24 protein-coding genes and 1 pseudogene are annotated in these 25475 nt (G+C 63.2%); 19 read left to right on the top strand and 6 right to left on the bottom strand.

The genetic code is table 11. The annotated features are described in order from the left end of the window. From ACQCST_RS13300 to ACQCST_RS13285, 4 genes are read left to right on the top strand one after another with little or no spacing between them, the layout of a single operon-like run. Positions 1-285 carry a F0F1 ATP synthase subunit epsilon gene (locus ACQCST_RS13300; RefSeq protein WP_426996231.1) on the top strand — a complete coding sequence of 95 codons (285 nt, stop codon included), beginning with the start codon at positions 1-3 and terminating at the stop codon, positions 283-285. Between the two features lie 10 nt (positions 286-295). Beyond that, complete coding sequence (locus tag ACQCST_RS13295; protein WP_426996230.1) at positions 296-727, top strand: DUF2550 domain-containing protein; 432 nt, start codon at positions 296-298, stop codon at positions 725-727. Next, positions 718-2067 (top strand): alpha/beta hydrolase, encoded by a 1350-nt coding sequence (locus ACQCST_RS13290; protein ID WP_426996229.1) that lies wholly within the window; start codon positions 718-720, stop codon positions 2065-2067. Before ACQCST_RS13295 ends, ACQCST_RS13290 begins: the two co-directional genes overlap by 10 nt. A gap of 29 nt (positions 2068-2096) precedes the next feature. After that, on the top strand, positions 2097-4619 hold the full coding sequence (locus ACQCST_RS13285; protein WP_426996228.1) for a bifunctional lysylphosphatidylglycerol flippase/synthetase MprF: 2523 nt from the start codon (positions 2097-2099) through the stop codon (positions 4617-4619). Positions 4620-4762: 143 nt separating this feature from the next. Here the strand turns inward: ACQCST_RS13285 and ACQCST_RS13280 are convergent, their stop codons facing one another. The 3 genes from ACQCST_RS13280 to nucS all read right to left on the bottom strand — a co-directional run bounded on the left by ACQCST_RS13280 (position 4763) and on the right by nucS (position 7225). Continuing rightward, positions 4763-4966 carry a cold-shock protein gene (locus ACQCST_RS13280; RefSeq protein ID WP_011692441.1) on the bottom strand — a complete coding sequence of 68 codons (204 nt, stop codon included), beginning with the start codon at positions 4964-4966 and terminating at the stop codon, positions 4763-4765. Positions 4967-5247: 281 nt separating this feature from the next. Further along, positions 5248-6495 (bottom strand): N-acetylglucosamine-6-phosphate deacetylase, encoded by a 1248-nt coding sequence (locus ACQCST_RS13275; protein WP_426996227.1) that lies wholly within the window; start codon positions 6493-6495, stop codon positions 5248-5250. Between the two features lie 34 nt (positions 6496-6529). Further along, a complete protein-coding gene (nucS, locus tag ACQCST_RS13270; RefSeq protein ID WP_426996226.1) occupies positions 6530-7225 on the bottom strand; it encodes an endonuclease NucS in 696 nt (231 codons plus the stop codon). 100 nt (positions 7226-7325) lie between these two features. On the opposite strand from nucS, the gene ACQCST_RS13265 reads away from it, so the two are divergent. The 3 genes from ACQCST_RS13265 (at position 7326) to ACQCST_RS13255 (ending at position 9633) form a co-directional block, all read left to right on the top strand. Continuing rightward, positions 7326-7670: an ATP/GTP-binding protein gene (locus tag ACQCST_RS13265; protein ID WP_426996224.1), complete on the top strand. Its 345-nt coding sequence runs from the start codon at positions 7326-7328 to the stop codon at positions 7668-7670. Between the two features lie 85 nt (positions 7671-7755). Beyond that, the gene (locus ACQCST_RS13260; RefSeq protein ID WP_426996223.1) at positions 7756-8556 is read left to right on the top strand and encodes an alpha/beta hydrolase; all 801 of its coding nucleotides are present in this window, start codon (positions 7756-7758) and stop codon (positions 8554-8556) included. 108 nt (positions 8557-8664) lie between these two features. Continuing rightward, positions 8665-9633: an IS481 family transposase gene (locus tag ACQCST_RS13255; protein WP_426996053.1), complete on the top strand. Its 969-nt coding sequence runs from the start codon at positions 8665-8667 to the stop codon at positions 9631-9633. A 24-nt stretch (positions 9634-9657) separates the two neighbouring features. On the opposite strand, the gene ACQCST_RS13250 is transcribed toward ACQCST_RS13255, so the two are convergent. Next, positions 9658-10875 (bottom strand): AI-2E family transporter, encoded by a 1218-nt coding sequence (locus ACQCST_RS13250; RefSeq protein ID WP_426999178.1) that lies wholly within the window; start codon positions 10873-10875, stop codon positions 9658-9660. Between the two features lie 278 nt (positions 10876-11153). On the opposite strand from ACQCST_RS13250, the gene ACQCST_RS13245 reads away from it, so the two are divergent. The 8 genes and pseudogenes from ACQCST_RS13245 (at position 11154) to ACQCST_RS13210 (ending at position 20520) form a co-directional block, all read left to right on the top strand. Beyond that, positions 11154-12896: a hypothetical protein gene (locus tag ACQCST_RS13245; RefSeq protein WP_426996222.1), complete on the top strand. Its 1743-nt coding sequence runs from the start codon at positions 11154-11156 to the stop codon at positions 12894-12896. Between the two features lie 49 nt (positions 12897-12945). Further along, positions 12946-13938: a tetratricopeptide repeat protein gene (locus ACQCST_RS13240; RefSeq protein WP_426996221.1), complete on the top strand. Its 993-nt coding sequence runs from the start codon at positions 12946-12948 to the stop codon at positions 13936-13938. Further along, positions 13938-14947: pseudogene (locus ACQCST_RS13235) on the top strand (NADH:flavin oxidoreductase/NADH oxidase). Before ACQCST_RS13240 ends, ACQCST_RS13235 begins: the two are co-directional and overlap by 1 nt. Before the next feature lie 87 nt (positions 14948-15034). Next, complete coding sequence (locus ACQCST_RS13230) at positions 15035-15847, top strand: ABC transporter ATP-binding protein (RefSeq protein ID WP_426996220.1); 813 nt, start codon at positions 15035-15037, stop codon at positions 15845-15847. Beyond that, a complete protein-coding gene (locus tag ACQCST_RS13225) occupies positions 15829-17400 on the top strand; it encodes a transporter (RefSeq protein WP_426996219.1) in 1572 nt (523 codons plus the stop codon). The genes ACQCST_RS13230 and ACQCST_RS13225 overlap by 19 nt, the downstream gene beginning before the upstream one ends. Positions 17401-17519: 119 nt before the next feature. Then, positions 17520-18302 (top strand): glucosamine-6-phosphate deaminase, encoded by a 783-nt coding sequence (gene nagB / locus ACQCST_RS13220; protein ID WP_426996218.1) that lies wholly within the window; start codon positions 17520-17522, stop codon positions 18300-18302. A gap of 95 nt (positions 18303-18397) precedes the next feature. After that, positions 18398-18739, top strand: a complete 342-nt coding sequence (locus ACQCST_RS13215) for a DUF3039 domain-containing protein (RefSeq protein ID WP_426996217.1) — start codon at positions 18398-18400, stop codon at positions 18737-18739. Further along, positions 18739-20520 (top strand): DEAD/DEAH box helicase, encoded by a 1782-nt coding sequence (locus ACQCST_RS13210; RefSeq protein ID WP_426996216.1) that lies wholly within the window; start codon positions 18739-18741, stop codon positions 20518-20520. Before ACQCST_RS13215 ends, ACQCST_RS13210 begins: the two co-directional genes overlap by 1 nt. 28 nt (positions 20521-20548) lie before the next feature. Here the strand turns inward: ACQCST_RS13210 and ACQCST_RS13205 are convergent, their stop codons facing one another. Together ACQCST_RS13205 and ACQCST_RS13200 are read right to left on the bottom strand one after the other, a co-directional pair. Further along, entirely contained in the window at positions 20549-21190 is a 642-nt protein-coding gene (locus ACQCST_RS13205) for an isochorismatase family protein (protein WP_426996215.1), read from the bottom strand. Further along, positions 21191-22519: a nicotinate phosphoribosyltransferase gene (locus ACQCST_RS13200; RefSeq protein ID WP_426996214.1), complete on the bottom strand. Its 1329-nt coding sequence runs from the start codon at positions 22517-22519 to the stop codon at positions 21191-21193. It abuts the gene before it with no gap. A 37-nt stretch (positions 22520-22556) separates the two neighbouring features. On the opposite strand from ACQCST_RS13200, the gene clpS reads away from it, so the two are divergent. The 4 genes from clpS (at position 22557) to ACQCST_RS13180 (ending at position 25445) form a co-directional block, all read left to right on the top strand. Continuing rightward, entirely contained in the window at positions 22557-22937 is a 381-nt protein-coding gene (gene clpS, locus ACQCST_RS13195) for an ATP-dependent Clp protease adapter ClpS (RefSeq protein ID WP_426996213.1), read from the top strand. Further along, a complete protein-coding gene (locus ACQCST_RS13190; protein ID WP_426996212.1) occupies positions 22930-23496 on the top strand; it encodes a DUF2017 domain-containing protein in 567 nt (188 codons plus the stop codon). The genes clpS and ACQCST_RS13190 overlap by 8 nt, the downstream gene beginning before the upstream one ends. A 99-nt stretch (positions 23497-23595) precedes the next feature. Next, positions 23596-24651, top strand: a complete 1056-nt coding sequence (murI, locus tag ACQCST_RS13185) for a glutamate racemase (RefSeq protein WP_426996211.1) — start codon at positions 23596-23598, stop codon at positions 24649-24651. Beyond that, positions 24648-25445: an MBL fold metallo-hydrolase gene (locus tag ACQCST_RS13180; RefSeq protein ID WP_426996210.1), complete on the top strand. Its 798-nt coding sequence runs from the start codon at positions 24648-24650 to the stop codon at positions 25443-25445. Before murI ends, ACQCST_RS13180 begins: the two co-directional genes overlap by 4 nt. The last annotated feature ends 30 nt before the right edge of the window (positions 25446-25475 follow it).

Below are 25475 nucleotides of genomic sequence, written 5' to 3'. Positions count from 1 at the left end.
ATGGCTGAGCTTGAGGTTGAGATTGTCGCAGCGGATCACTTCGTGTGGTCCGGAGCGGCCAAAATGGTCAAGGCCCGCACCAGCGATGGTGAAATCGGAATCCTACCCGGCCACGCGCCCCTGCTGGCGATCCTGGCCGAAGGAGAACTGGCGATCCAGCCGGTGTCCGGAGACCGCATTTTAGTAGTTGTTGACGGCGGATTCTTCTCCGTCGATAACAACCGGGTGGTTATTGTTGCTGACAACGCCCAGCTGGGCGACGCGGCTACTGCTGGGATCCGCTAGCACGACCTTGATGGACGTTCCTGGATTTCCGTTCATCGCCATAGCAACCGTTTTTGCGTTGCTGATCTTCGCACTGTGTCTTTTCGGGGTGCGCCGCTTCAATCTGCGGCGCGCCCTTGGCACCGTGGACGCCTCCATTTGCACGGCTGGAAACAGCTGGCAGATGGGGGTTTGTCGCTATCAGGACAACGACCTGGAATGGTTCCGTCTTCTCTCGCTCAGCGTGCGCCCGAAACATAAGTTCAAGCGCAGCTCGCTGGAACTGCTGGGCCGGCGGGAACCGTCAGAGGCGGAGCTCGTTAACGTCCAGCCTGATGTGGTGGTTGTGGAACTTCGCTACGAAGGACTGGACGTCCTGCTGGCCATGAAGTTTGATGCCTACGCGGGATTGTCATCCTGGCTGGAAGCCGGTCCCGTCATCGGTGTGGGTACGTGGCGCTGAGCGCAATGGATCTGATCGCCGATCTCCGGCTGACTGACGGTCTGGTGCTGTGGACGGCCTGGGTGGCCGGTGCTGCAGGTTTCCTGTTACTTCTCCGGCGCCCGGACCGGCTTGCTGTGAACGCACATGGACGCGGATGGATCTGGCGGTGGGCGGCTGTCATCCTCCTGACAGTCATTGGCGCCGCCGGAATAGTCGCTGCCGTGCACTGGTCCCTGGTCTACGTTTTCTCCGTATACCCCGGGGAGTTACCGACGGACGTTCTGGCTTGGACCGTCCCTCCTGTGGAAGCGCTGCTTCTGTGGCTGTTGCACCTGCGTGGGACGTCCTGGCCCCGAAGAGTTTCACGATTTGCAGCGGTACTCGGTGTCCTGTTCCTGAGCGCAGTCCAGATCAACGCATACTTTGGGCTTAACCGCACAGTCAGCGATCTGCTGGGCACCGCCGTGGCCAGAGTCCAGCCGCTCGAACCTGCGTTGTTGCGGCAGACCGGCACGCACCCTGCTGTACCTCTGAAAGGGTGGGAACCGCTGGACGGGCTTCCGTCCGAGGGCTTGTTGCGAAAGGCCACTATCCCCGGGGTGGCCTCGGGATTCAGCGCCCGTGACGCCTATGTCTACCTTCCTCCGGCCTATTCGTCGGTCAACCGTCCCCAGCTACCGGTCCTGGTGCTGTTCTCCGGCCAGCCCGGCGGCCCGGCTGACTGGCTCAGCGGAGGAGCACTGCGCAGCCAGATGGACAGCTATGCTTCCCGTCACGGTGGTATCTCCGCAATAGTCATCGTGGTGGACCCGAACGGTTCCGAATCCGGAAATTCGCTCTGTATGGACAGCAGGATCGCCCAGGCCGACACCTACCTCTCAAGCGATGTGCCGCGTTGGATCTCGGAAACGCTCGATGTCGTTCCTGACCACGCTGACTGGGCGGTGGGTGGTTTCTCGTTTGGAGCCACCTGCGCGCTGCAGATGGCTACCAGGCATCCGGACATTTACAGATCCGTCATTGCGTTCTCCAGCGAACTGGAACCTGCCCTTGCCAAGGAGCGTCAAAAAACCATTGACATTGCCTTTGCCGGCGACACGGCGGCTTTTGACCGCCAGACCCCACTGAATGTGATGAAGCAGGGGGGCCTGGCCGGCAGTGTTGCCTATTTCGGCGCCGGTGAGCGCGATCCTGAATTCCGGGGCTACATGGAGGTCCTTGCGCGGGGAGCGCGTTCGGCCGGGATGACCGTGGAGGCCAAGGTTGTTGAAAACACCGGCCACTCCTGGGATACACCGGCCACGGGAATGGAAAGCGCCCTTGATTTCCTGTCCGGCCGTTGGGGGCTGCAACAGTGAGGGGTGCATCGGGAACCGGGGCCGCCAGAATGGCGTGGGCATCTGTGGTCCGGCCGGTCTGGCAGCGGTGGCTTCGGCATCTCCGGGCCACACCCTTCACATTATCGGTCCTGGGGTTGTTCCTCTGCGTAGCGGCGGCGACAGGAAGTTTCCTGTCCGGTCCACCCGAATCGATGCTGGACATTGCCGGGGTCAGTGCCGGGGGGCTCAAAGCAGGCCGATGGTGGAGTCTGTTCACCTCGCTGTTCTTTGCCACAAATCCGCTCGCCTACCTGACCGCCTCGCTGATGATTCTCCTGTTGCTTGGTCTGGCCGAGCGACAGCTCGGCACGGCAAGGACGGCTGTGTTCTACGCCGCGGGCCAGTTCGCGGCGGTTACCTTGTTCCTGCTGGTCTCCCAGCTGGCACGGTACGTTGGCGACGGCTGGCTGGGCCTGATGACTGAAGTGCGCTTGACGGGTCCATATGCTGCGGTGCTGGCCGTGTCACTGGCTGCCAGTGGTGGCCTGCCGTACCTCTGGCAGCGCCGGCTACGCACCGCTTTGCTATCGGTGTCCTTGCTTCTGGTGCTCTATGTGGGACACGCGGAAACTATCATCGGGTTCCTGGGCGCGCTGGCCGGACTGGCTGCCGGATGGTGGATCCAGCACGATCACGGACATCTTCAACGACACCGCTCCACCGGGCGCGAGACACGAAATCTACTTGCACTGACAGTGGGAATTTTTGCCGTTGGCCCCCTCCTCACTGCTGCAGTCAGGGCGCCGACCGGACCGCTGGCGCTGCTGCGCGACGTGGTGGTCAACCCCATACCCACGCTGAGCCAGCTCGAGGCAAACTGTGGTGGCACGGTTGAGGCCAGCTGCCTCGAAGCCGGACGGCAAGGCTTTGCCGGGCCCTTGGGCCTGGTACTCGCCGTCGTGCCCGTGATCCTTCTGCTGATCTGTGCCGACGCCATCCGCCGTGGACGGATCCTGGCACTGCGGATAATCATTGTGGTCCAAGTAGGGGTAACGGTGCTGTCCGCTGTGTACCTGGCGCTGTTTGCGCTTATTCCGCACTATCCATCCAGACCACATACGGCGGCGTTGGGTTCGGGGTTCGCCCATGTGCTTCCCCTCGTGGCGGTTCCGCTGTTGCTTGCCCTGCTGCTTTTCGCAAACCGGAGGCAATTCAGGGTCGAGTCGTCCCGGAGCGTACGCCGGACGCTCGCCTTGGCTGTGGGGGGCATCTGGGTGGCGCTGGCCGGGAGTTACACCACGGCCTGGCTCAGTGCCGGGGGCATGGACCGTGACGGCGGTCTTTCGGGACTCATGGCTGAGCTGTCCCGGCAATATCTGCCGGTACCGATCCCCAACCTGTACCGCCGTGTCTTCGTCGGGCGGAACGATGCCGAGTCTTTCCTTTTCGCATATTCAGGAGTCGTCTTCTGGGCTGTGGCCTTGGCGGCGGTATGGGCTGTGTTGCTGCGGCGCCACCACGCCGCAGACGCCGGCCGGGAAGACAAGGACATGGCCCGAAGCCTCGTCAGGAAAGGCGGGGACTCGCTGTCCTGGATGGCGCTTTGGGAACCCAACAAGTATTGGGTCAATGGTGCCGGCGACGGCGGAGTCGCCTACCAGCAACATGGAAGCGTGGCACTGACGCTTGCCGGCCCGTTCGGTGCTCCAGAGGCCCGTGACAACACAGCGGAAGGCTTCCTTGACTACTGCGCGGCGCACGCGCTGATTCCGGGTTTCTATTCCTGCACCGACAGGCTCTGGCCAATGCTTCGGGACCGCGGTTTCCGGCGGGTTGCTGTGGCGCAGGAAACCAGGATTTCCGTGCAGGGCCTGGAATTCAAAGGCAAAGAATGGCAGAACGTCCGGACTGCTTTGAACCGGGCATTGAAAACGGGCATTAAGCCCGTGTGGGGCAGCTATTCCTTGCTGCCGGCCGGACTGAGGGCCCAGCTGATCGAGGTTTCGGAAGAGTGGGCGGCCAGCAAGGCGGTACCGGAAATGGGATTCACCCTGGGCGGGATCGACGAACTCATGGACGAGGACGTGCTGTGCTGTCTGGCCGTGGACACTGACGGTATGGTGCACGGGGTGACAAGCTGGCTTCCGGTCTACGAAGACGGTGAGGTGGTTAGCCGGACACTGGACTTCATGCGCCGGCGCAAAGATGGATTTCCGGGGGTGATGGAATTTCTTATTGCCTCGGCCATTCTGGAGCTGCGCAAATCCGTAGATGTGATTTCACTTTCGGGTTCTCCCCTTGCGAGCATTCCTGAACAGGCGGAACCTCCACGGGAGGCTGACCGTCCGGATCTGTTGAGCGACGGCCTGACGGGAATTCTGGACGTTGTGGGGCATGCTTTGGAGCCGATTTACGGCTTTCGATCGCTATCGGCCTTCAAATCGCGGTTCCAGCCTGAATACCGGACGCTTTACCTCTACTATCAGGATTCCCTGCAACTGCCGGCCATTGGAACGGCGCTCACCAGAGCCTATCTGCCGGGTCTCTCAGTACGCCAGAGCGCCCGGCTGCTGCGGGAACTCGTGAGCTAATTCCGTGGTGCGGCGAATGTTTCAGGATTGGAAATATTTGTGACCGGGACGGCAGAATAGAATACAAAAAAATGATCCCCGGCAATCATGCCGGGGATCATTCATTCGTGGATTCTGCCCGGAGGCGGAGTTCCAGCGGGAAACTAGACCAGCGTTACACCGGTAGCCTGGGGGCCTTTGGCACCCTGGCCGATTTCGAACTGAACACGCTGGTTCTCGTCCAGGGTCTTGAACCCACCGGTCTGGATCTCAGAGTAGTGAACGAAGACATCGCCATCGGAGTCATCCGGGGTGATGAAGCCGAAGCCCTTTTCAGCGTTGAACCACTTGACGGTTCCCTGTGCCATTTATTTCTCCTCATTGTGGAACTTATATAAGTCCAGCACACTTCGTGCTGGACTTGGTCACTCCGCGAGAAGAATCCTGGCTTGCCGGCCCGGTCACACCGGACTTGCGCTGCCGGAGCTTCGCGCTCGCAACATGTCTTGCGAGCATGAAAAACACCTACACAAAGACTGAGATAAGAATTTCATGACAGTTGCGTCAGGTCAACGGGCAAAACGCCGAATCCGATATATTTTGAGGAAAAACGCGGTGACGCCTTTGGTCTGACAATGGGGCTGCCTGGCTACGCCAGCGGCACGAGCCATTCACCCTGGCGGAGAACGCCTGACAATTCAAGCCCAGGGCCCACCACAACGGCGTCGGCCCGCAATCCCCGGCGGAGTCCACCTACCTCGTCGGAAAGTCCCAGCACCCCTGCCGGTACAGCGGTGGCAGAGTAGACGGCGTCGGCGAGCGACACACCGGCAGCGACGGTGCGGCGCACGACGTCGAGCAAGGTGGCGGTTCCGCCGGCAATGGAGCCTGTCGCATCAAGGGTTGCCACACCGCCGGTTACGGTGACGGGGGAGGGCCCCAGCATGTACTGGCCATCCGTGAGCCCGGCAGCCGCCATGGAATCGGTCACCAGAACAATGTTTGCCGCATCAACCAGCTGAAAAACGGTAGCCACGGTTCCCGGATCCAAATGTGTATTGTCCGCGATCAGTTCAACCACCGCTCGTCCGCCCTGAGCTGCCCTGAGGCAGGCAGCCACGGGCCCGGGCGAGCGGTGGTGCAGGGGAGGCATGCCGTTAAAGAGGTGTGTGACGGTGGGGCGGGCACTGCTGCCGTCGAAACCGGCCGCTTCGAGGCCCTCTCTTGCGGCGGACAGGGATGCCGCCGCCGTCGCGTCGTCGCTGTCAGTGTGGCCCAGAGAAGGCGTCACACCGTGGGACGTCATCAGATCCACCAAAGCGGCCGCCCCTGGAAGCTCGGGCGCGTAGGTCATGGTCGCCAGTTTGCCGCCGGCTGCCGCCACCAGTTCATTCATGAAGTCGAGGTCAGGGTTCAGCAGGAAGGCCGGGTTCTGTGCACCGCAGCGGGCATGGGAAAGGAACGGGCCCTCCAGATGGATTCCGGCGATCAGCCCTTCATCCGTCAGCCGGACGTACAGGGCGATCCCCCGGAGGAGGTCTTCCCGTGACGCTGTCACCATGCTCGCCAGCAGCGTCGTAGTTCCGGAGCGGTGCAGGAAGTCGATGGCGCGGCGTGCGGATGGCTCTTCGCCACCAGGAAAGTCACCGCCGTTACCGCCATGGCAGTGAATGTCCACCAGGCCGGGCACGATAAACGACCCGTCTGGAAGCGCATATTCTTCAGCGCCGGCAAAGAGTGCCGTATCAAAGCCCCGTGCGGCTCCCGCGTAGTGAATACGATCGTCTTCGATGGCCAGAACAGCGTCCTGCACCAAGGTGCGGTCGCTGATGATCGTTCCGGAGATAAGCTGGCGCCGCCGGAAGGGCGCAGCGGAAGACGGTTCAGTGGCTGTCATGGAACGATTCTAGGACGAAGCCGACACCCGGTTCTTAGAACAGCCGGGATTCACTGTCATCTACTCCGCGCATCGCGTCATAGTCAAGAGTGATGCAGTCGATGCCGCGGTCGTTTGCCAGCACCTTCGCCTGGGGCTTGATCTGCTGGGCGGCGAAAATGCCCCGTACCGGTGCCAGCAGGGGATCCCGGTTGAGGAGTTCAAGGTAGCGGGTGAGCTGTTCGACGCCGTCGATGTCGCCGCGTCGCTTCAGCTCAATGGCCACGGTGGCGCCGCCAGCGTCGCGGGCTAGGAGGTCCACCGGGCCGATCGCCGTGAAGTATTCGCGCCGGATCAGCGAAAATCCGGAACCGAGGGTCTCTATCTGCTCAGCCAAAAGCCGCTGCAGATCGGCTTCAACACCGTCTTTAATCAGTCCTGGATCCTGGCCAAGCTCGTGCGAGGTGTCGTGTAGCTGTTCGTGGATGTTGATGATCAGCCGGTCATCGGTCTTGGCTGACTGGACCGTCCACTGCTCCGTGACTCCGAGCTCGAGATCCACATCCTCGGGTGATGTAATGCGGAGTGAGGCGGGAGGGCTCATCCAGTTCAGCGGTTTATAGGAACCGCCATCGGAGTGGACCAGAACCGACCCGTCAGCCTTGACCACCAGGAGCCGGGTGGCGAGGGGGAGATGGGCTTTCAGCCGGCCAACATAATCAACGGAGCAACGGGCTATAACAAGACGCACGGCGTCAACACTACCGCCTCGGAGCCCAGCCGGTGGCAGCAGAGCTACAGGACAGCAGTGGGCAGTGAAACCGATGCCCGCGCTGGGGGAGAATGGAACCATGCCCCGTTCCAACCGCCCACGCCGCGCATCCACCGGAAAACCCGCGGCCACCGCCGGCAAACGGGGTACCGGGGCCGTGCCTGAGCTTGATCTGGAGCGAGCGAGGTCAGGCATTGCCCGCCGTCAAGTTGCCCCGGACGGCGACTGGATGGTCCGGACCATAACGGCGAAAAATGCAGAAAAGTCCTACATCTGCCCAGGCTGCGCCACACCGGTCTTGCCTGGAGTGGCCCATCTGGTGGTGTGGAAAGAGGACCACCTGTTTGGGGCCGCTGCCGGACTCGCGGAACGCCGCCACTGGCATTCGAACTGCTGGACGTCACGCAGCTACCGTTACCGCTGACCGCCGCCACTGGCACTCTCCGTGGCCAACGCGATGTCGACAGCCCGTCAGAAACGACGCACCACCAGTCGCTAAGCTGAGAGGCATGACTTTTGACCCGGCGTCGTACGTTTTCGACCAGCCTTCCCGCCCAACAGCAATCCGCGCCTCCACAGTGCTTCCCGCCCGGCGCGAAAACGTGGAAATCCTGACGGCGGACGGGCACACGCTGGTGGGAGAGCTCGCCTTGCCCGAATCAGGCCGGATCAGTGCCACGCTCATCACTTTGCATCCGTTGCCCACGCACGGCGGTTATATGGACTCCCATGTCTACCGCAAGGCGTCCTACCGGCTACCTGCGCTCGCCGACGTTGCCGTACTCAGGTTCAACACGCGCGGCACCTCGTCTTCGCGAGGCACCAGCCAGGGCACCTTCGAAGAGGGAATCGGTGAGAGGTACGACGTCGAGGCTGCCGTTCAGTTTGCAGTGGACAGGGGATTGCCCAACCGGTGGCTGGTGGGGTGGTCATTCGGAACCGAGCTTGCCCTGATGTACGGTGCGGCGGAACCGGTGGTTTCCCAGGTGGAAGGCGCCGTGCTGCTCTCGCCGCCGCTACACCGGGCCCACGACGCGCATCTGCAGCAGTGGGCGGCAGCCGGCAAGCCGCTGACAGTGCTGGTCCCGGAGCACGATGACTACCTGCAGCCGGCTGAGGCGGCCCGGCGATTCAGCCTGGTGCCGCAGGCACGTGTTGTGGGAGTCGACGGCGCCAAGCACCTTTGGGTGGGGGAGAAGTACGCCGCGCGGGTACTCAACGAAATAGTTGATGACGTCACGGAGTCCGGGTCCGGAATGGCCGGATTGCCGCAGATGTGGGACGGACCGGTGGCCACGGCAGCCGCCTAGCTGTATTGACCACGGACGTTAGGAACGCTCGGCGTGGTTAGGTGACAAAAAGAAGACCTCCGGGTGGAGTGGGGCTTGTCGAGAGTCCGATCCACAAGGAGGTCTTCAATGTCCCATGCTAATGCGCTCCTCACGCCTAAGGGCAGGCTCCGGCTGGCCCAGTGCGTCGTGGAGGACGGGTGGCCGCTGCGGCGGGCGGCTGAGCGGTTCCAGGTCTCGGTGACGACCGCGGCGCGGTGGGCTGGCCGCTACCGGGAGCGCGGCGAGCACGGGATGGAGGACCGGTCGAGCCGGCCCGTCAGCTCCCCGGGCCGGACGTCCGTGCGGCGGGAGCGGCGGATCGTCGCGCTCAGAGTGAACCGCCGGTGGGGCCCTGCCCGGATCGGTTACCTGCTGGGTATCCACCCCTCCACGGTGCACCGGGTCCTCTCCAGGTTCGGACTGGCAAGGCTGTCGTGGCTGGACCGGGCCACGGGGAGGGTAATCCGCCGCTACGAGCACCAGAACCCCGGAGACCTTGTCCACGTGGACATCAAGAAACTCGGACGTATCCCGGACGGCGGCGGACACCGCACGGTGGGCAGGGCATCCGGCAACCGGAACAAGACCGGCACGGCGGCGAACCGGAGACCGGGCTACGCCTTCCTGCACAACGCGGTCGATGATCATTCCCGGCTGGCCTACACCGAGATCCTCGCCGATGAGAAAAAGGACACCGCGGCCGGGTTCTGGGAACGCGCCAACGCCTACTTCGAATCCTGCGGAATCGTGGTCAAACGGGTCCTGACGGACAACGGCTCCTGCTACCGCTCCTACGCATTCAAAGACGCCCTGGGCCCGGCTATCAAGCACAAGCGCACCCGGCCCTACAGGCCCCAGACCAACGGCAAAGTCGAGCGCTACAACCGCACCATGCTCGATGAGTGGGCTTACGCAAAACCCTATGGATCAGAGGCCGAGCGTGTTGATTCTTTCGCCGACTGGCTCCATCACTACAATCATCACCGAGGCCACACCTCACTCAAAGGTCAGCCACCGGTCACCCGCGTCACTAACCTCTCAGGTCAATACACCTAGCGGTTGGCGGTCCAGCCGTAAGCTCTAGTGCTTGTCTTGCCGGACGATATAGATTTCCTTGACCAGCAGGAGGATTGCCGCGGCAGTGGGGATGGCGATGAGTGCTCCCAATACACCCAGCAGGCTGCCGCCGGCAATCACTGAGATCACGGCAACAGCACCCGGCACGGCTACCGCCTTCTGCATGATGCGCGGCGAAATGAAGTACGCCTCGAACTGCAGATAGGCAAAGTAGCAGATGGCATAGACCGCGGCTGTCTGCCAGCCCTGTGTCAGCGCGACAAGAATGACCACAACAGCGGCAATCATTCCTCCGACAAGAGGGATAAACGCGAGCAGTGCCACCACAAAGGCCAGTAGTACGGCGAAGGGAACACCCACGATTGACATCACGATGAAGGCGAAGAGGGCATTCAGCAGTGCGACGCAGGCCTGGCCGATCACGTAGTTGCCCACTGAACGGGTGATTTCCTCGGACAGCGCTTCCACCCTTGCACGGCGGGAACGCGGAGCCAGACGGTAGGCCCATTTCTTCATGGCGGGGAGCGCAGCAAGGAAATACAGGCTCAGGACCAAGACGATCAGCGTTCCGAAGAGTCCGTTGGCCACGGTGGAACCAAAGCCAAGCACGCCGCCGAAGATGCCACCCATCGCGTCGGGATTGTTGACGAACTTGTCCAGTTCCTCGTTGATCCGGTCGCGGACGCCGAACTGGTCATCGACGTTGCGGAAAAAATCGGAGTCGATGAAGTCCCGGACCCAGACCGGGGCCTGCGCCACCAGTTGACTCACCTGCTCCACAATGGTCGGGATGAGGGAGGCAAAGAATCCGGCAACACCGGATGCGAGCACGGCTACGGCAACCAGGATCCCGGCGGGCCGTGGAATCTTCCGTCCCTCCAGCCAGCGCACTACGGGATCCAGGCCAAGGGCGATGAACATGGCCGCCACGATCCACAGAAGGAGCTGGGTGGTGTTGGAACCGATCCAGTAGACCAACAGGGCAAGTCCGACGCCGACTGTGCCCATAAAGCCAAGGTACAGAGGGTGCTGGGAGGACATTCGCGGGCCGGGATCCCCAAAACGCGCAGTGCGGTCGTGGCGCCCGTTCACCTCGGTTTCAAGGGTATCTGAGCGTTCCGGTGGCATCTCGAAACGGAGCCGTGGCTGTGCTCCGGGCAATGGCTGGCGCAGCCGCCGAAGCAAGGAGCCGATGATGGTGGTCCCCGTTGCTTTGCGCATTTCCGGCGTGGGCGCCGCGCCTTCCGTGGACGCTGATCCGGGCAGCTTGTCCCGTCCCGCGGAGGACGGATCTGTAGGTTCAGTCACTGCGTTTTGTGCCTTTTCAGTCTGTGGCGCCGCCGCTGCGGGCCAGCTGTGATGATCATCGCAAACACTATCAGCAGCCTTGTCAACCGGCGGTTGGGAGGCTGGGCCGGCGGTCTGCACAGCGTCGTCTGGAAGCCCTGAACTGACTGATTGGTAACAAAACGGTTACTATTGAAAGTAAACCCCCGCTGATGATAGGTGTTCCTTTGCGTTTCAAGACTGCAGTTGCACTCGTGCTGCTCGGCCTCCTCACACTGATGGCCGGAATAGGCCAGAAGACGATCTGGGCTCCATCCGAGACGTTTACCGTCCCGGCACCCTCGGATGCCGCAGCCGCACCTCTGACCGTTTTTGACCAGGAGTTGCGGACCGTGCACGGAGGCACCGTTAAGATCAACATCAAGGGCGAAGGGAAATTCCTACTGGCAGCAGGACGCCCCGATGACGTGTCCGCCTGGGTGGGAAAAACCGCCCACAACAGCGTCACTGGCATCTCCGCGGACAAGAAGTCACTTCAGGTGGAACACTCCGACGGCGAAGCGGCGGCTCCGTCGCCTGCCGGATCTGACCTTTGGGTCTCAACCGAAAATGCCAGCGGCGAGCTGAACTACTCCTGGACGCCTCCGGCCGGGGGTGACTGGTCGCTTCTGCTGGCCAGCGACGGTACCAAGCCGGCGCCGTCGTCGATCTCCATGACGTTCCCGAACGACACCGCCACACCGTGGGCCGTCCCCCTGATGGTGATCGGTGGCCTGCTGATGCTCGCAGGAATTGCGCTGCTGGTCCTGAAGTACGGCACACGCACCGGTAACAATGACGGCGGAAACGGCAGTCTCTTCGCCAAACGGGCCCGGGCGAAAGCCAAGGCCAAAGCAACATCCTCCGCGCGCCTCAGCATGATCGTGGCCGCCGCCACCGCTGCTCTTATGGCAGGAACGGGCGCAGCCGCCCAAGCCACCACCTCGCCGGCGCCCACTCCTTCCACCGGCGCCTCGTCCACTGCTTCACCGTCAGGCTCCGCCTCAGCCGCACCGGATGCCGCGGCTGAGTCACCGGTACTGCTGGACGCACAGTTCCGCCGCATCCTGGAGCAGGTCTCCGGCGCCACCGACGCGGGCGACGCCGCCAAGGACGCCGGAAAACTCGCTCCGCGGGTTGCCGGCACTGAACTCGAAATCCGCACCCAGAACTACAAGGTCCGCTCGCAGGTGGGCTCCTATGAGGCGCGCATGCCGGTGAGGTCCACCAAACTGCTGACCACCGTTGTCACGAGCAAGCGCGACTGGCCCAGATCCGTTCTTGCGGTCACCCAGGGCGACGGCAACGTTGTCCCGCAGCTGCTGACCCTGGTCCAGACATCCCCCCGGGAGAACTACAAACTGGTGGGGACCACTCCGCTTCAGCCGGGCGCCACGTTCCCGTCGATCGGGCGCGACGGCACTGAGACTCTGGCAGCGAAGGACAAATCAGGGCTGCTCTACAGTGGCGAGGAAGCTATGGCTGGTCTTGCGGACCGCCTGGCAAAAGCGGACTCCGCCTTCAAGGACAAGCTGGTCGAAGGCGGCTCATCGCCTTACATTGCTGACACACTGTCCCTGCAGGATGATCTGGTGGCTAAGGGGCCGAACTATAACTTCGGATTCACGCACAAGGTGGTCCCTGAGAGCACAGTGGTATTCCGGACATCAGACGGGGGTGCCCTGGTTCTTGGCAGGATCACGTTTGCTATTGACAGCACGCCCAAGGCCGAAGGCGACAAGCTGACCATCAGCGATGAAGCTTCTGCCGCACTCGCCGGCGGCAAGGAGACAACCAAGGGAGCCGTGCAGACCTTTGCCGAATCAATGGCTGTCTACATTCCGCCGGCTGGTTCCAAGGATCCGATGAAGCTGGTGGCCGGAACACGTGGACTGGTGGGGGCCAGCTTCAAGTAAGGCCCGAGCGGTACTGCCGGCAGCGGCCGGAGTGGCTAGAGTGGAAAGCATGAGTTCGCCAGCTTCCCGTCCAGTCCCTCCAGCCGCAGCCAGCCACCTGAACCTCCGCGGCGCCGTTGATCTTTCCGCCTTGAAACAACGGCCGGCCGCCCCCGCGGGTCCGGCACAGATTCCGAGCCCGGTGTCGGGATCCGGCACAGACACAACCGCCGACGCCGGCCGCACGGCTTTGCGGGTGGAAGTCACCGAAGGTAACTTCCAAGAGCTCGTGGATCTGTCGGCCCGGGTTCCGGTGGTGATCGCGCTGTGGGCGGGCTATTCGCCTGAGTCCGCCGGGATTCTGGAGAGCCTGGAACGGATCATTGACAGCTATGCCGGCCGGCTGGTGCTGGGCGCGGCGGATATCGATGCCTTTCCGCAGCTGGCGCAGGCCTTCCAGGTCCAGGCCGTACCTACAGCAGTGGCGGTGTTGAAAGGGCAGCCGGTTCCGCTGTTCCAAGGCGGGGCAGATGAGCCCCAGATCCGCGCAGTTCTCGATGAGCTGCTGAAAGTCGCAGCCGAGAACGGAGTCACCGGATCCGTTGGCGGCCAGCCGCCCGCTGATGCCGGGCCGGCACCGCTTCCACCGTTGCACCAGGCCGCGTTCGACGCCATTGAAACAGGCGACTATGCCGCTGCTGCGAGCTCGTATCGGCAGGCGCTGACTGAGATGCCGGCCGATGCTGAAGCCAAGGCAGGCCTCGCCCAGGTTGAGCTGATGGGCAGGCTGCAGCTGCTGTCCTCGGAGGACGCGGAGACTGCCCGGCTGCTTGCTGCTGACGAGCCGGACAACCTCGATGCCCAGCTTGGTGTCGCGGATCTGGACGTCGCGGGCGGGCATGTGGAGGACGGACTCAACCGGATTGTTGCCTTTGTCGGCAGGAACTTCGGTCCCGAGCGGGAGACCGCGCGCTTGAGGCTGCTGGAACTCTTCGACGTCGTTGGCACCAGCGATGACCGCGTGGCCAAAGCGCGCCAAGGACTCGCCCGGGTCCTTTTCTAGTGTCGACCCCCGCACTGTTCCGGCCGCTGAAACTGCGCTCACTGGAGCTGCAGCACCGCGGCTGGGTGTCGCCCATGTGCCAGTACAGCTGCGGGTCCGACGCCGGCGCGGGAGTCCCGAACGACTGGCACCTGATGCATCTGGGTTCCTTTGCCGCCGGCGGGGCAGCCCTTATCCTCACGGAAGCAGCTGCCTTAAATGCGGACGGCCGGATCAGCCCCCTTGATGCCGGACTCTACAACGACGAGCAGGCTGCTGCTTGGGAACGCATCACCGCGTTTGTACACAAGCACGGCGCCGCTGACGCCAAGATCGGAGCCCAGTTGGCACACGCCGGCCGGAAAGCCTCTGCCTTCTGGCCATTCTCGGGGCAGAAGGGCAGCGTCCCCGCCTCCGAGGGAGGCTGGGAAGCTTTGGGCCCCTCCGCCCTGGCCTACGGCGGCTACGCTAAACCCGCCGCGATGACCGAAGAACAGATCAGCGGTGCCATCTCCGACTTCGCTGCCGCTGCGGTGCGGGCTGTAGACGCAGGCTTTGACACCCTCGAGGTTCACGGCGCGCACGGTTATCTGCTGCACCAGTTCCAGAGCCCGCTGATTAACCAGCGGACGGATGCGTGGGGCGGCGATGAAGCCGGCCGGAATCGGCTGACGCTGGCTGTGATCGATGCCGTGCGGAGCGTGATGCCGGAATCCATGCCATTGCTGCTGCGCATCTGTCCAGCGGCGGAGCCGTTGCGCATCAGCAGATCCAGACAGGACCCGGGTACCAGAGCAGTTTCGCCGCACGGATCCGCCGCGAAACCGGCGTCCCTACGGGCACCGTGGGACTACTGACGTCCGCGGGACAGGCCGAACACGCGGTGGCCACCGGCCAAGCGGACGGTGTCTTTATTGCCCGGGCCGCACTCCGTGATCCGCACTGGTGGCTCAGGGCAGCCTTTGAACTGGGCCATCCTCTTCCCTGGCCCCCGCAATATGAGCGGGCTATTCCCCGCCATATCTACTGACCTGATGAGGCGGACCGGGGTGTACTCCTTTGCCGCAGCTCCTCGGCGAGGATCCGCTCCCCGATGCCCGGCGGCTAGGGTGGCTGTATGAATGATCTGCAACCGGAACCCGACGCTGCCGCCGGACCACGAGCCCTCGTTGTGCCCGTGCCGGCGCTCTCCATCCGTGGCCTGGCCAAGCGCTTTGGCGGGAAAATCGCCGTAGACGGCATCAGCCTTGAGGTACCGGCCGGATCATTCTTTGGAATCGTTGGGCCCAACGGGGCAGGCAAGACCACCACACTGTCCATGGCAACGGGGCTGTTGCGTCCGGACTTCGGGACCGCAATGGTCCACGGCGTAGATGTCTGGGCCAGACCGCTTGAAGCCAAAAAGCTCATGGGCATTCTGCCCGACGGTGTGCGGCTCTTTGACCGTCTGACCGGCGAACAGCTGGTCAGCTATGCCGGTCTTCTGCGGGGAATGGACAGGGCCGTGGTGGCTTCCAGGGTGCAGGAACTCCTGGCGGCGCTGGATCTCACCCCCGATGCCGGAACGCTGGTGGTGGACTACTCCGCCGGCATGACCAAGAAGATCGCCCTCGCCTCGGCATTGATCCACGCGCCCCGGCTGCTGGTTCTGGACGAGCCCTTCGAATCCGTGGATCCGGTGTCGGCCGCCAACATCCGCGACATCCTGGACCGCTATGTGGCGTCCGGTGGCACTGTGATTGTCTCCAGCCACGTGATGGATCTGGTGCAGCGGATGTGTGACCATGTAGCCGTTGTGGCTGCCGGAAGGCTGCTAGCCGCCGGCACCGTGGATGAAGTCCGCGCCGGGGAGAGCCTCGAGGACCGCTTCGTGGAACTCGTGGGCGGACGCAGCCGGACGGAAGGGCTGGAATGGTTGCGCACCTTCTGAGGCTGAAGCTCACCCTGTTGCGCAACGGACTCCGGCGGAGCCCTTTGCAACTGGTGGGGCTGACCATTGGAGGCCTCTATGCCCTGGTGGTGGTGGGAACCTGCGTGGTTGCACTGCTCTGGCTGGGCCAGGCGGAGACCGGGGCCGCACAGACAGTAGTGGTGCTGGGTGGCTCGGCAGCGGTCCTGGGCTGGGGGATCATTCCAGTGGTTGCCTCGGCTGCTGACATGACACTGGATCCTGCACGCTTCAATACTTCGGCCATACCCATGCCGCAGCTGCTCACTGGGCTGGCGCTGGGCGGGCTGATCGGCATTCCGGGAACGGCCACCACCATCGTGGCCTTGGCCACCGTGGGGACGTGGTCCCGGGGCTTCGTCCCCGCGCTCGCCGCGCTCTTCGGCGCGCTTCTGGGGGTGCTCACCTGCATAGTGCTATCCAAAGTTGTGACTACGGCCACGGCCGGCCTTGCCGCCTCCCGCCGCTTCAAGGATGTCAGCGCAATTGCCTTTATGGTTCCGCTCATCCTCATGGGCCCCCTCCTGGCAGGCGTTTCCCAGGGGATGGCGGGTTCCGCTGCTTTCCTGCCGGACTTTGCCCGGCGGTTGTCGTGGACTCCGGTGGGGGCAGCATGGTCTGTGGGCGGAGACTTCGCGTCGGGGAGCCCCGGCCAGGGGGTATTGAAGCTGCTCATCGCGGCCACCACAGTTGCTTTGCTCGGCTGGTGCTGGAAAATCCTCCTGGAGCGTGCCCTCGTCACTCCGCCATATGCAGGAAGCGGCCGGCGGCGTGGGCGGAGGCTGGGTCTGTTGGGATTCCTGCCGGCCACACCCGCGGGAGCCATCGCTGCACGGTCGCTGACGTACTGGATCAGGGATCCCCGGTACTCGGGATCACTGGTGGTCATTCCGCTTCTGCCCGTGCTTTTCCTGTTCCAGGGTAGCCAGTCCGGGGACTTCGGCACTCTTGCGGTGACGGCGCCCATGACGGCTTTCCTGCTGGCGTGGTCGATTTCGGCCGATGTTTCCTATGACAACACCGCGTTTGCCTTGCACCTGGCCACGGGCGTCCGGGGTGTACATGACAGGCTTGGCCGCGCCTTGGCATGCCTGGCGTTCGCACTGCCGGTCGTGGTGGTTTTAACGGTGGGGCAATTCATTTTTACCGGCGGCTGGGAAGGACTTCCCTGCCAGTTAGGATTGTCCCTCGGAATCCTTTTCACAGGGCTGGGTCTCGCATCCGTGGTTTCAGCGCGCTACGCCGTGGCCGTCCCGCTCCCTGGCGACAGCCCGTTCAAGAAACCGCCAGGCAATGTTGCACAGACCATGGCAGTCCAGTTCGGCGGAATGGGAATCCTGGTGTTGCTCGTCCTTCCGGACGTTGCACTGCTGATCGCCCGGAGTGTTACGGGCAATGAATTGTTCGGATGGATCAATCTGGTGGTTGGCCCGACATTGGGGCTCGCGCTGCTGGCCGCCGGGGTCCTGCTCGGGGGCAAATGGCTGGATGCGCGGGGACCCGAGCTGTTGGCGCAGCTCGGCGTTAACAAATAGTCCGGCGGCGCAGCCCGTGATGAAAAATATTCAGCCCTCAACGGTGAAGTCATCGGACATGGGATAACCTCAAAACAACAGTGATCGTGTAATCGGGCACACATGAAAGGTCGTGGACCATGGAAGTTGTCATTCTCCCGGGCAGCAAGCAGATCGGCGCGCTGGCAGCGGACGCGATCGAGGCATTGCTCCGGCGCAAGCCCAACGCCGTTCTGGGGCTGGCAACAGGTTCGTCCCCCTTGCCTATTTACGATGAGCTTGCCATGCGGCACAAGCGTGACGGTCTGGACTTCAGCCACGCGCACGGGTTCGCCCTCGACGAATATGTGGGTCTTGAGGCCGGTCACCCGGAATCCTACCGGGAGGTCATTCGCCGGGAATTCACCAACCGGGTGAACATTGCGCCGGAAAACGTCCATGGTCCGGATGGTGCGGCCGCAGACCTGCCGGCCGCCTGCCAGGCCTACGAAGACGCCATGAAGGAACTGGGAGGAATAGACCTGCAGATTCTGGGTGTGGGCACCGATGGCCACATCGGATTCAATGAGCCCGGCTCGTCGCTGGCTTCGCGCACCCGCATCAAGACTCTGATCGAGCAGACCCGCCGGGACAACGCCCGGTTCTTCGACAGCATCGATGAGGTGCCCCACCATGTGGTGACGCAGGGTCTGGGCACCATCATGGACGCCAGGCACGTGGTGCTGGTGGCCACCGGGGCGCAGAAGGCACAGGCAGTCCGAGATTTTGTGGAGGGGCCAGTGGCGGCCATCTGCGCTGCGTCCATCCTGCAGCTGCATCCGCACGTCACGGTCCTGGTGGATGAGGCCGCGGCATCGTCACTGAAGCTGGCTGACTACTACCGCCACACCTTTGACAACAAGCCGGACTGGCAGGGCATTTAGCCCGGAACAGGCCTGCGGAAGAACAGCGGCGACGGGCAGGTCACCGTGGCAGGTCACCGACCGCCGTCGTCCGCCTGCTGTTCGGAAAGGCTAAGATGGATGGCATGACTAGCATGACGGATCCTCACGAAAACGACCCCATGCGTGAATTTTCCGGAGGCGGAACCTCCACGGCAACCATTGAGCGCGAGGAACTGCGCCAGGAAGTGGAACCCGGGGACCGCGAACGCTTCTCGCACTATGTGCGCAAGGAAAAGATCATGGAGTCCGCCTTGTCGGGCGAGCCTGTGATCGCGCTGTGCGGCAAAGTCTGGACACCAGGACGGGATCCGCAGAAGTTCCCGGTCTGCCCCATGTGCAAAGAGGTCTACGAGGGACTGCGGCCGGGCAGTGACGGCAGCAAAGGGCCCGGCGGGGATTCGGGCAACAACAAGTAGTGACCGAAACACTCTTTGGCGGTCCCACCCTGCCTCCGGCATATCCGGAACGTGCAGCCTGGGGAACCGCCCAGAAACTCCGTGCCTGGCAACAGGAAGCACTCGACCGCTACTTCAGCGCCAGCCCCAGGGATTTCCTGGCGGTAGCAACTCCCGGGGCCGGAAAAACAACCTTTGCCTTGCGTGTTGCCGCCATGCTCATCGAGTCGGGCACCGTGAACCGGGTGACTATTGTCGCGCCAACGGACCACCTCAAGCGCCAGTGGGCCGATGCCGCGGCCAAGGTGGGGATAGCCATCGATCCGAACTTCAAGAATTCGGATGGCCAGCACGGCCGTGGCTTTGTGGGCGTCGCGGTGACCTACGCGCAGGTGGCCAGCAAGCCCATGCTGCACCGTGCCAAGACGGAAGCCGCGCGCACACTGGTGATTCTTGACGAGATACACCATGGCGGCGAGGCGCTCTCCTGGGGTGACGGCCTCCGGGAGGCCTTCGAGCCCGCAGCCCGCCGGCTCTCGCTGACCGGTACTCCGTTCCGTTCGGACACCTCGCCGATTCCCTTTGTGGAGTATGTACAGGACAAGGACGGCATCCGGCGTTCGAAGGCGGATTACAGCTATGGGTACGGGAATGCCCTGCGCGATCACGTGGTCCGCCCGGTCATGTTCATGGCGTACTCAGGCCAGATGCGCTGGCGTACCAGCGGCGGCGAGGAAATGGCAGCATCGCTGGGCGAATCCGCGGTGACGAAGGACGTCACATCGCAGGCATGGCGTACAGCGCTCAATCCTTCGGGTGCATGGATCCCTGCTGTCCTGGCGGGGGCAGACAAAAGACTCAGCGAGGTCCGGCGCAGTGTTCCCGATGCCGGCGGCCTCGTGATTGCCACTGATCACGAGGATGCGAGGGCCTACGCCGGGCAGCTCAAGAAGATCACGGGCGAATCGCCAACCGTGATTCTTTCGGATGATGCCAAGGCCTCGAGCAAGATTGAGGAGTTCACCGCCAGCGAAAAGCGCTGGATGGTTGCCGTGCGCATGGTGTCTGAGGGCGTTGACGTGCCCCGGCTTTCGGTAGGCGTCTACGCCACCTCAACGTCCACTCCGCTGTTTTTCGCCCAGGCCGTGGGCCGCTTTGTCCGTGCCCGCAAACGTGGCGAGACGGCGTCGGTTTTCCTGCCGTCCGTCCCGCAGTTGATGGCCCTGGCCAACTCGATGGAGGCGGAGCGCGACCACGCACTGGACCGGCCGGAGAAAGAAGACGCCGACGGCCTCTTTAACCCGGAAGATTCCTTGGTGGACGAGGCCAACCGTGAAGAAAAGGCTTCCGACGGCCTCACCAAGGGCAAGTTCGAGGCACTGGACTCCCAGGCATCCTTTGACCGGGTCCTCTTCGACGGCGGAGAATTCGGCACAGGGGGAGAAGTGGGTTCGGAGGACGAGCTGGATTTCCTCGGCATTCCCGGACTGCTGGACGCAGAACAGGTAGGCACCCTGCTGCGGCAGCGCCAGCACGCGCAACTGAGCCGCAAGAAACAAAAATCAACAGATGCTGTTGCGGCCTCGGCGCCCGCCATGCCCGACCACCGGATGCTGATGGACCTGCGGAATGAGCTGGCCAAAAATGTTGCTGCCTGGTCGGCGCGGACCGGAACACCCCATGGTGTGGTGCACACGAAACTCAGGACGGTCTGCGGGGGGCCCCCGGTGGCCCAAGCCAACGAGGAGCAGCTGCAGACCCGGCTCCGAAAGCTTCAGGACTGGTTTATCGGCAGGAAATAGGCGGCGGCCGGTTCCGGCTGCTGACGTCCTACCCGAGATCAACTCCGCCCAGTTCCATCTCGGCGAACGCGTCGTCCAGGTCCTCGGCGATCCCCGCCGTCAGTGCGCGGATGACAGTGACCGAGTACCCTGCCTGGACAGCATCCAGGGCTGTGGCCATGACGCAGTAGTCGGCGGCCAGGCCCACCACAACAACGTCCTCCACATCGTGGCCCTGCAGCCAGTCGTCCAGCCCCACCGCGTCCTCGTCAGCGGTATACGCCTTGGCGGTACTGCCTGTCCCAGGCATGGCACCGGCCTTCCGGTCTCCGGTAGGGACTGCGTCCTCCGGAGCCAGCAGCCCCTCAAAGCCGGAGTACGCCGCCGTGAACTGGCCTTTGTGGAAGAAGGCCTGGATGTACTCCGTGTCCAGCTCCGGGTGGAGTTCGGCGCCGCGTGTTCCTGCCACACAATGCGGCGGCCATGATTCGGTAAAGTCCGGCGTTTCGGAAAAATGGGTGCCGGGATCGATGTGCCAGTCCTGGGTGGCAATGATGTGGTCGAACTGGATGTGTTGTGAATCCACGTATTCGCTGATGGCTCCTGCCACCGCGGCACCACCCGCCACGGCAAGGGTTCCGCCTTCGCAGAAGTCGTTCTGGACATCAACAATGATCAGGGCACGGGACATTTAGTCCTCCTCATAGATGGTGGGAATGGCGGCATCGCCGCGCTGCAGCCGGTTGACTACTGAAGGCAGTTCCGCCATGGTGTCGGCGTGCCGCTGGCGCGCACGGACCACACCTTCATGTCCTGTCCAGCCCGGCAGCAGCTCTCCGTTCTTCATGAAATGCTGCAGCAGCGGGCGGTCATTGCCGTCGTCATCAGGCCTGTGCCCGATTCCCACGATCTCCTGCGTGGCGACGCCGCGCTCGTTGAGTTTGCGAAGGGCGTACTTCCGGCCGCCCCTGCTGGTCTTGTTCTTGGCGGTTTTGGCAACGGAGACGAACTCTCCGGAATCGTCGGTGCGGCTGACTAGCTTGTAGACCATGCTTGCCGTGGGTGCGCCTGAGCCGGTGACCAGCGACGTGCCTACGCCGTACGAGTCAACAGGCGCGGACTGAAGCGCGGCGATGGCGTATTCGTCGAGATCGGATGTGACCACGATCTTGGTGTTCTCGTTGCCGAGCTGGTCAAGCAGTTGCCGGACCCACTGTGCCTGGGCCACCAGATCGCCGGAGTCCAGCCGGACGGCTCCCAGTTTGTCACCGGCAAGTTCAACGGCCGTGCGGACGGCAGCCTCGACGTCGTAGGTGTCCACCAGCAGCGAGGTGCCTGCTCCGAATGAGGCGATCTGCGCCTCAAAGGCATCCCGCTCGGTGTTATGGAGCAGCGTGAAGGAGTGGGCGGCAGTACCCACGGTTTTGATGCCGTAGCGCAGTCCTGCCTCAAGATTGGAGGTGCTGTCAAAGCCGGCGATGACTGCCGCGCGGGCTGCCGCTGGCGCTGATTCCTCGTGCGTCCGCCGCGAACCCATCTCGATGCACGGCCTGCCTCCGGCGGCCGTGATCATGCGGGAGGCCGCGGAGGCAATGGCGCTGTCATGATTGAGCACAGAAAGCACATAGGTCTCAAGGATGCAGGCCTCAGCGAACGTGGACTCAACGATGAGGATGGGTGAGTTGGGGAAGTACGCTTCGCCCTCGGGATAGCCCCAGATGTCCCCGGAGAACCTGAAGCCGGCGAGGAAATCAAGGGTCTGCTGGTTCACCACCCCTGTGCGTCCGAGGAAATCGAGCTCAGCCTCGCCGAAGCGGAATGCCGCAACACCTTCAAGCAGCCGGCCGGTGCCCGCCACAATGCCGTACCTGCGCCCGTCCGGCAGTCTCCGGGCGAATGCCTCGAAAACCGACTTGCGGTGTGCGGCGCCGGAATGAAGCGCAGCCTGCAGCATGGTCAGCTCGTAGTGATCGGTATACAAGGACGTGCGGGGAAGGTCCCAGCCGGCGGAAGTACTCACAAATTCACTCTAGTGCGCATCACCATAGAATGGACAGATGACCCTTAGCGTTGCGCTCGGCCCTGACATCCAGGAGAGCACCCGGACAGGAACAGTGACGTCAACCGACTCCCTGACCGCACCGGATATCCCGTGGAACCTGGTGATCTGGAATGATCCCGTCAACCTGATGAGCTATGTGAGCTATGTGTTCCGGAGCTACTTTGGCTACTCGGAGGCCAAAGCAAACAAGCTCATGCTTGAGGTCCATAAGAAGGGCCGGTCCATTGTTGCTCACGGCAGCAAGGAACAGGTGGAGCGGCACGCCGTTGCCATGCACGGCTACGGTCTCTGGGCCACGGTGGAGAAAGCGACGGGCGGTCACGGCGGCAGCGGCAAAAGCGGCGGCTCCGGTAAAGGCAAGGGGAAACGTGGCTAAGGCATTTAAATACGGACTCAAGGGCATCACCGGTTACATGGAAGCGACCGAGCGTGAACTGCTTCGAAGCCTCATCGACGACGTCATCTCCATGCTCCAGCCGGAGGAAAGCGTCAGCCAGGATCCGCTGGCGGCACTGATCGGGCTGGACATGGATGTCCAGGAACCGTCGGACCGGGCCCTGAAACGGCTGCTGCCGAACGTTATGAAGAACGACGACGCCGCGTCCCTCGAGTTCCGCCAGCTCACCGAACGCTCTCTTCGGGAAACGAAGATCGGCGCCCTCCGGGCGGCTGCCATGGACCTGGATAAAGATGTGATCGTGCTGACGCCGGCGGACGCGGGACACTGGTCCATGGCGCTCAACGACGTCCGCCTGGTGCTCGCCGAACGCCTTGACATCCAGGACGATGCCGACGCCGGTCATGTCCACCTCATGCAGGACTGGTCCCAGGCAGAGGACGTTGAAAGCTATCTGGCGCTGGTGTACAACTTCACCACCTGGCTGCAGGAATCGCTGGTGCAGGCCATGCTGCAGTCCATGGACTCACGTTCCTGAACTGCCCGCGCCGTGTGCGGGGCCCGTTGAGAGTGCGTCCGGGACTCACCGCGGTGCAGCAATGTGACACATTTGACATGAGGCGGACACGACAATGTGATGGCCGCACTACCAGGGAAGACCTATCCTCGAATAATCATGAGTTCAGCATCGAGCATTGATCCGTCAGCGGGAGCTTCTGCGGAGTCCCCGGCCAGCAGCACCGGGAGCGGCGACATGGGCTCGCGGCCGATCGGTGTGTTTGATTCAGGCGTGGGCGGCCTGACCGTGGCGAGGTCCATCATCGACCAGCTCCCCAACGAATCGATCCTTTACGTGGGTGACACGGCCCACGGACCGTACGGTCCGCTGCCCATCGCGGAGGTCCGTGCCAATGCCCTGGGCGTGATGGACGAACTGGTGGACTCCGGAGTCAAGCTGCTCACCATAGCCTGTAACTCGGCGTCGGCGGCTGTTCTGCGCGATGCCCGCGAGCGGTACACCGCGCGGTACGGAATCCCCGTCATTGAGGTGATCCAACCTGCGGTACGCCGCGCTGTGGCAGCCACCCGAAGCGGCAGAGTGGGGGTCATCGGGACCTCGGCAACGGTGGGTTCGCGCGCCTATGAGGACACCTTCGCTGCTGCGCCGGATCTGGAAATCACGTCGGTGGCCTGCCCCGAGTTCGTCAGCTACGTGGAGGCCGGGATCACCACCGGACCGGAGCTCCTGGCCATCGCCGAAGAATATCTGGCGCCTCTCAGGGCCGCTGGTGTGGACACCGTGGTGCTGGGCTGCACGCACTACCCGCTCCTCACCGGCGTTCTATCGTTTGTGATGGGGGATGCCGTCACCCTGGTCTCCAGCGCCGAGGAAACGGCGAAGGACGTCTACCGCGCCCTGGCCACCGGAAATCTGCAGCGGACCGAGGCATCGGCTCCGGAGTACCATTTCATCGCCACAGGCGATGCCGGCCAGTTTGAGGCACTTGCCCGCCGGTTCCTTGGCCCGGAAGTCCTGAGCGTCCGCCATGTGGACCACGTGGCCGCGCAGTATCCTACGGGGAGCCTGGCACGCATCACTCCGGAGATGATCGCCGCCGCCCGGACGGCATCGGCACGGCCCCGGATTTCCAATTTTGTCGGCGGAATCCCTGCGGGCGGTTCTGCGCTGTGAAACTGACCATTGTTGGCTGTACAGGATCATTTCCGGGCCCGGCTTCACCGGCGTCGTGCTACCTCCTGACTGCCCATGACGGCGAACGCGACTGGAAGATCGTGATGGATCTCGGCAGCGGGGCCCTCGGCGCCATCCAGCGCTACACGGATCTGGAGGATATCGACGCCATCTTCCTGACCCATCTGCACCCGGACCACTGCATGGACCTCTGCGGCCTGCATGTTGCTGTCCGCTGGAAACCGGGCGGTTGGGGGCGTGGCAGGATTCCGGTATGGGGCCCTGCAGCGACTGCTGACCGCATGGCCACCGCATATGGCCTGGAACTGGACCCCGGAATGCACGAGGAATTCGCCTTCACTAATTGGGCGGAAAGGCAGTCCGTCAGGATGGGCCCCTTCACCGTGACACCGTTCGCCGTGAACCACCCGGTGGAGGAGGCCTATGCCCTGCGGGTGGAAGTCACCGAACCCGACAAGAACGGCAGCGCGGTGACCCGCGTCCTGACCTATTCGGGCGACACCGACTCCTGCACCGGTCTGGAAGAGGCCGCGAAGGACTCGGATCTCTTCCTGTGCGAGGCGGCCTTTGAGGAAGGACGCGACGACGGCATCAGGGATGTGCACCTCACCGGAAAGAGGGCGGGGCAGGCCGCGGAAGCGGCGGGCGCCCGCCGGCTGCTTCTGACGCACATCCCGGTGTGGACCTCGCCGACAACTGTTATGGCAGAAGCCCGGCCCGTATTCGGCGGGGACGTTGCGGTCGCCGTCGCAGGCGTGCACTACACCGTCTGACCGGCAACCGTCGGTTCGGCCGCCGTCGGT

This window comes from Pseudarthrobacter sp. N5, assembly GCF_050157035.1.
In the GTDB taxonomy this organism is placed as follows: domain Bacteria; phylum Actinomycetota; class Actinomycetes; order Actinomycetales; family Micrococcaceae; genus Arthrobacter.
The sequence above is the reverse complement of the archived record's forward strand: the minus strand, read 5'-3'. Positions and strand labels throughout refer to the sequence as shown.

Excerpts from the sequence above, each read along its gene's own strand:
- ACQCST_RS13300 (WP_426996231.1), top strand. The coding sequence starts at position 1 with ATGGCTGAGCTTGAGGTTGAGATTGTCGCAGCGGATCACTTCGTGTGG.
- ACQCST_RS13295 (WP_426996230.1), top strand. The coding sequence starts at position 296 with ATGGACGTTCCTGGATTTCCGTTCATCGCCATAGCAACCGTTTTTGCG.
- ACQCST_RS13285 (WP_426996228.1), top strand. The coding sequence starts at position 2,097 with ATGGCGTGGGCATCTGTGGTCCGGCCGGTCTGGCAGCGGTGGCTTCGG.
- ACQCST_RS13280 (WP_011692441.1), bottom strand. The coding sequence starts at position 4,966 with ATGGCACAGGGAACCGTCAAGTGGTTCAACGCTGAAAAGGGCTTCGGC.
- ACQCST_RS13275 (WP_426996227.1), bottom strand. The coding sequence starts at position 6,495 with ATGACAGCCACTGAACCGTCTTCCGCTGCGCCCTTCCGGCGGCGCCAG.
- ACQCST_RS13265 (WP_426996224.1), top strand. The coding sequence starts at position 7,326 with ATGCCCCGTTCCAACCGCCCACGCCGCGCATCCACCGGAAAACCCGCG.
- ACQCST_RS13260 (WP_426996223.1), top strand. The coding sequence starts at position 7,756 with ATGACTTTTGACCCGGCGTCGTACGTTTTCGACCAGCCTTCCCGCCCA.
- ACQCST_RS13255 (WP_426996053.1), top strand. The coding sequence starts at position 8,665 with ATGTCCCATGCTAATGCGCTCCTCACGCCTAAGGGCAGGCTCCGGCTG.
- ACQCST_RS13250 (WP_426999178.1), bottom strand. The coding sequence starts at position 10,875 with ATGCGCAAAGCAACGGGGACCACCATCATCGGCTCCTTGCTTCGGCGG.
- ACQCST_RS13245 (WP_426996222.1), top strand. The coding sequence starts at position 11,154 with ATGATAGGTGTTCCTTTGCGTTTCAAGACTGCAGTTGCACTCGTGCTG.
- ACQCST_RS13240 (WP_426996221.1), top strand. The coding sequence starts at position 12,946 with ATGAGTTCGCCAGCTTCCCGTCCAGTCCCTCCAGCCGCAGCCAGCCAC.
- ACQCST_RS13230 (WP_426996220.1), top strand. The coding sequence starts at position 15,035 with ATGAATGATCTGCAACCGGAACCCGACGCTGCCGCCGGACCACGAGCC.
- ACQCST_RS13225 (WP_426996219.1), top strand. The coding sequence starts at position 15,829 with ATGGTTGCGCACCTTCTGAGGCTGAAGCTCACCCTGTTGCGCAACGGA.
- nagB (WP_426996218.1), top strand. The coding sequence starts at position 17,520 with ATGGAAGTTGTCATTCTCCCGGGCAGCAAGCAGATCGGCGCGCTGGCA.
- ACQCST_RS13215 (WP_426996217.1), top strand. The coding sequence starts at position 18,398 with ATGGATGGCATGACTAGCATGACGGATCCTCACGAAAACGACCCCATG.
- ACQCST_RS13205 (WP_426996215.1), bottom strand. The coding sequence starts at position 21,190 with ATGTCCCGTGCCCTGATCATTGTTGATGTCCAGAACGACTTCTGCGAA.
- clpS (WP_426996213.1), top strand. The coding sequence starts at position 22,557 with ATGACCCTTAGCGTTGCGCTCGGCCCTGACATCCAGGAGAGCACCCGG.
- murI (WP_426996211.1), top strand. The coding sequence starts at position 23,596 with ATGGCCGCACTACCAGGGAAGACCTATCCTCGAATAATCATGAGTTCA.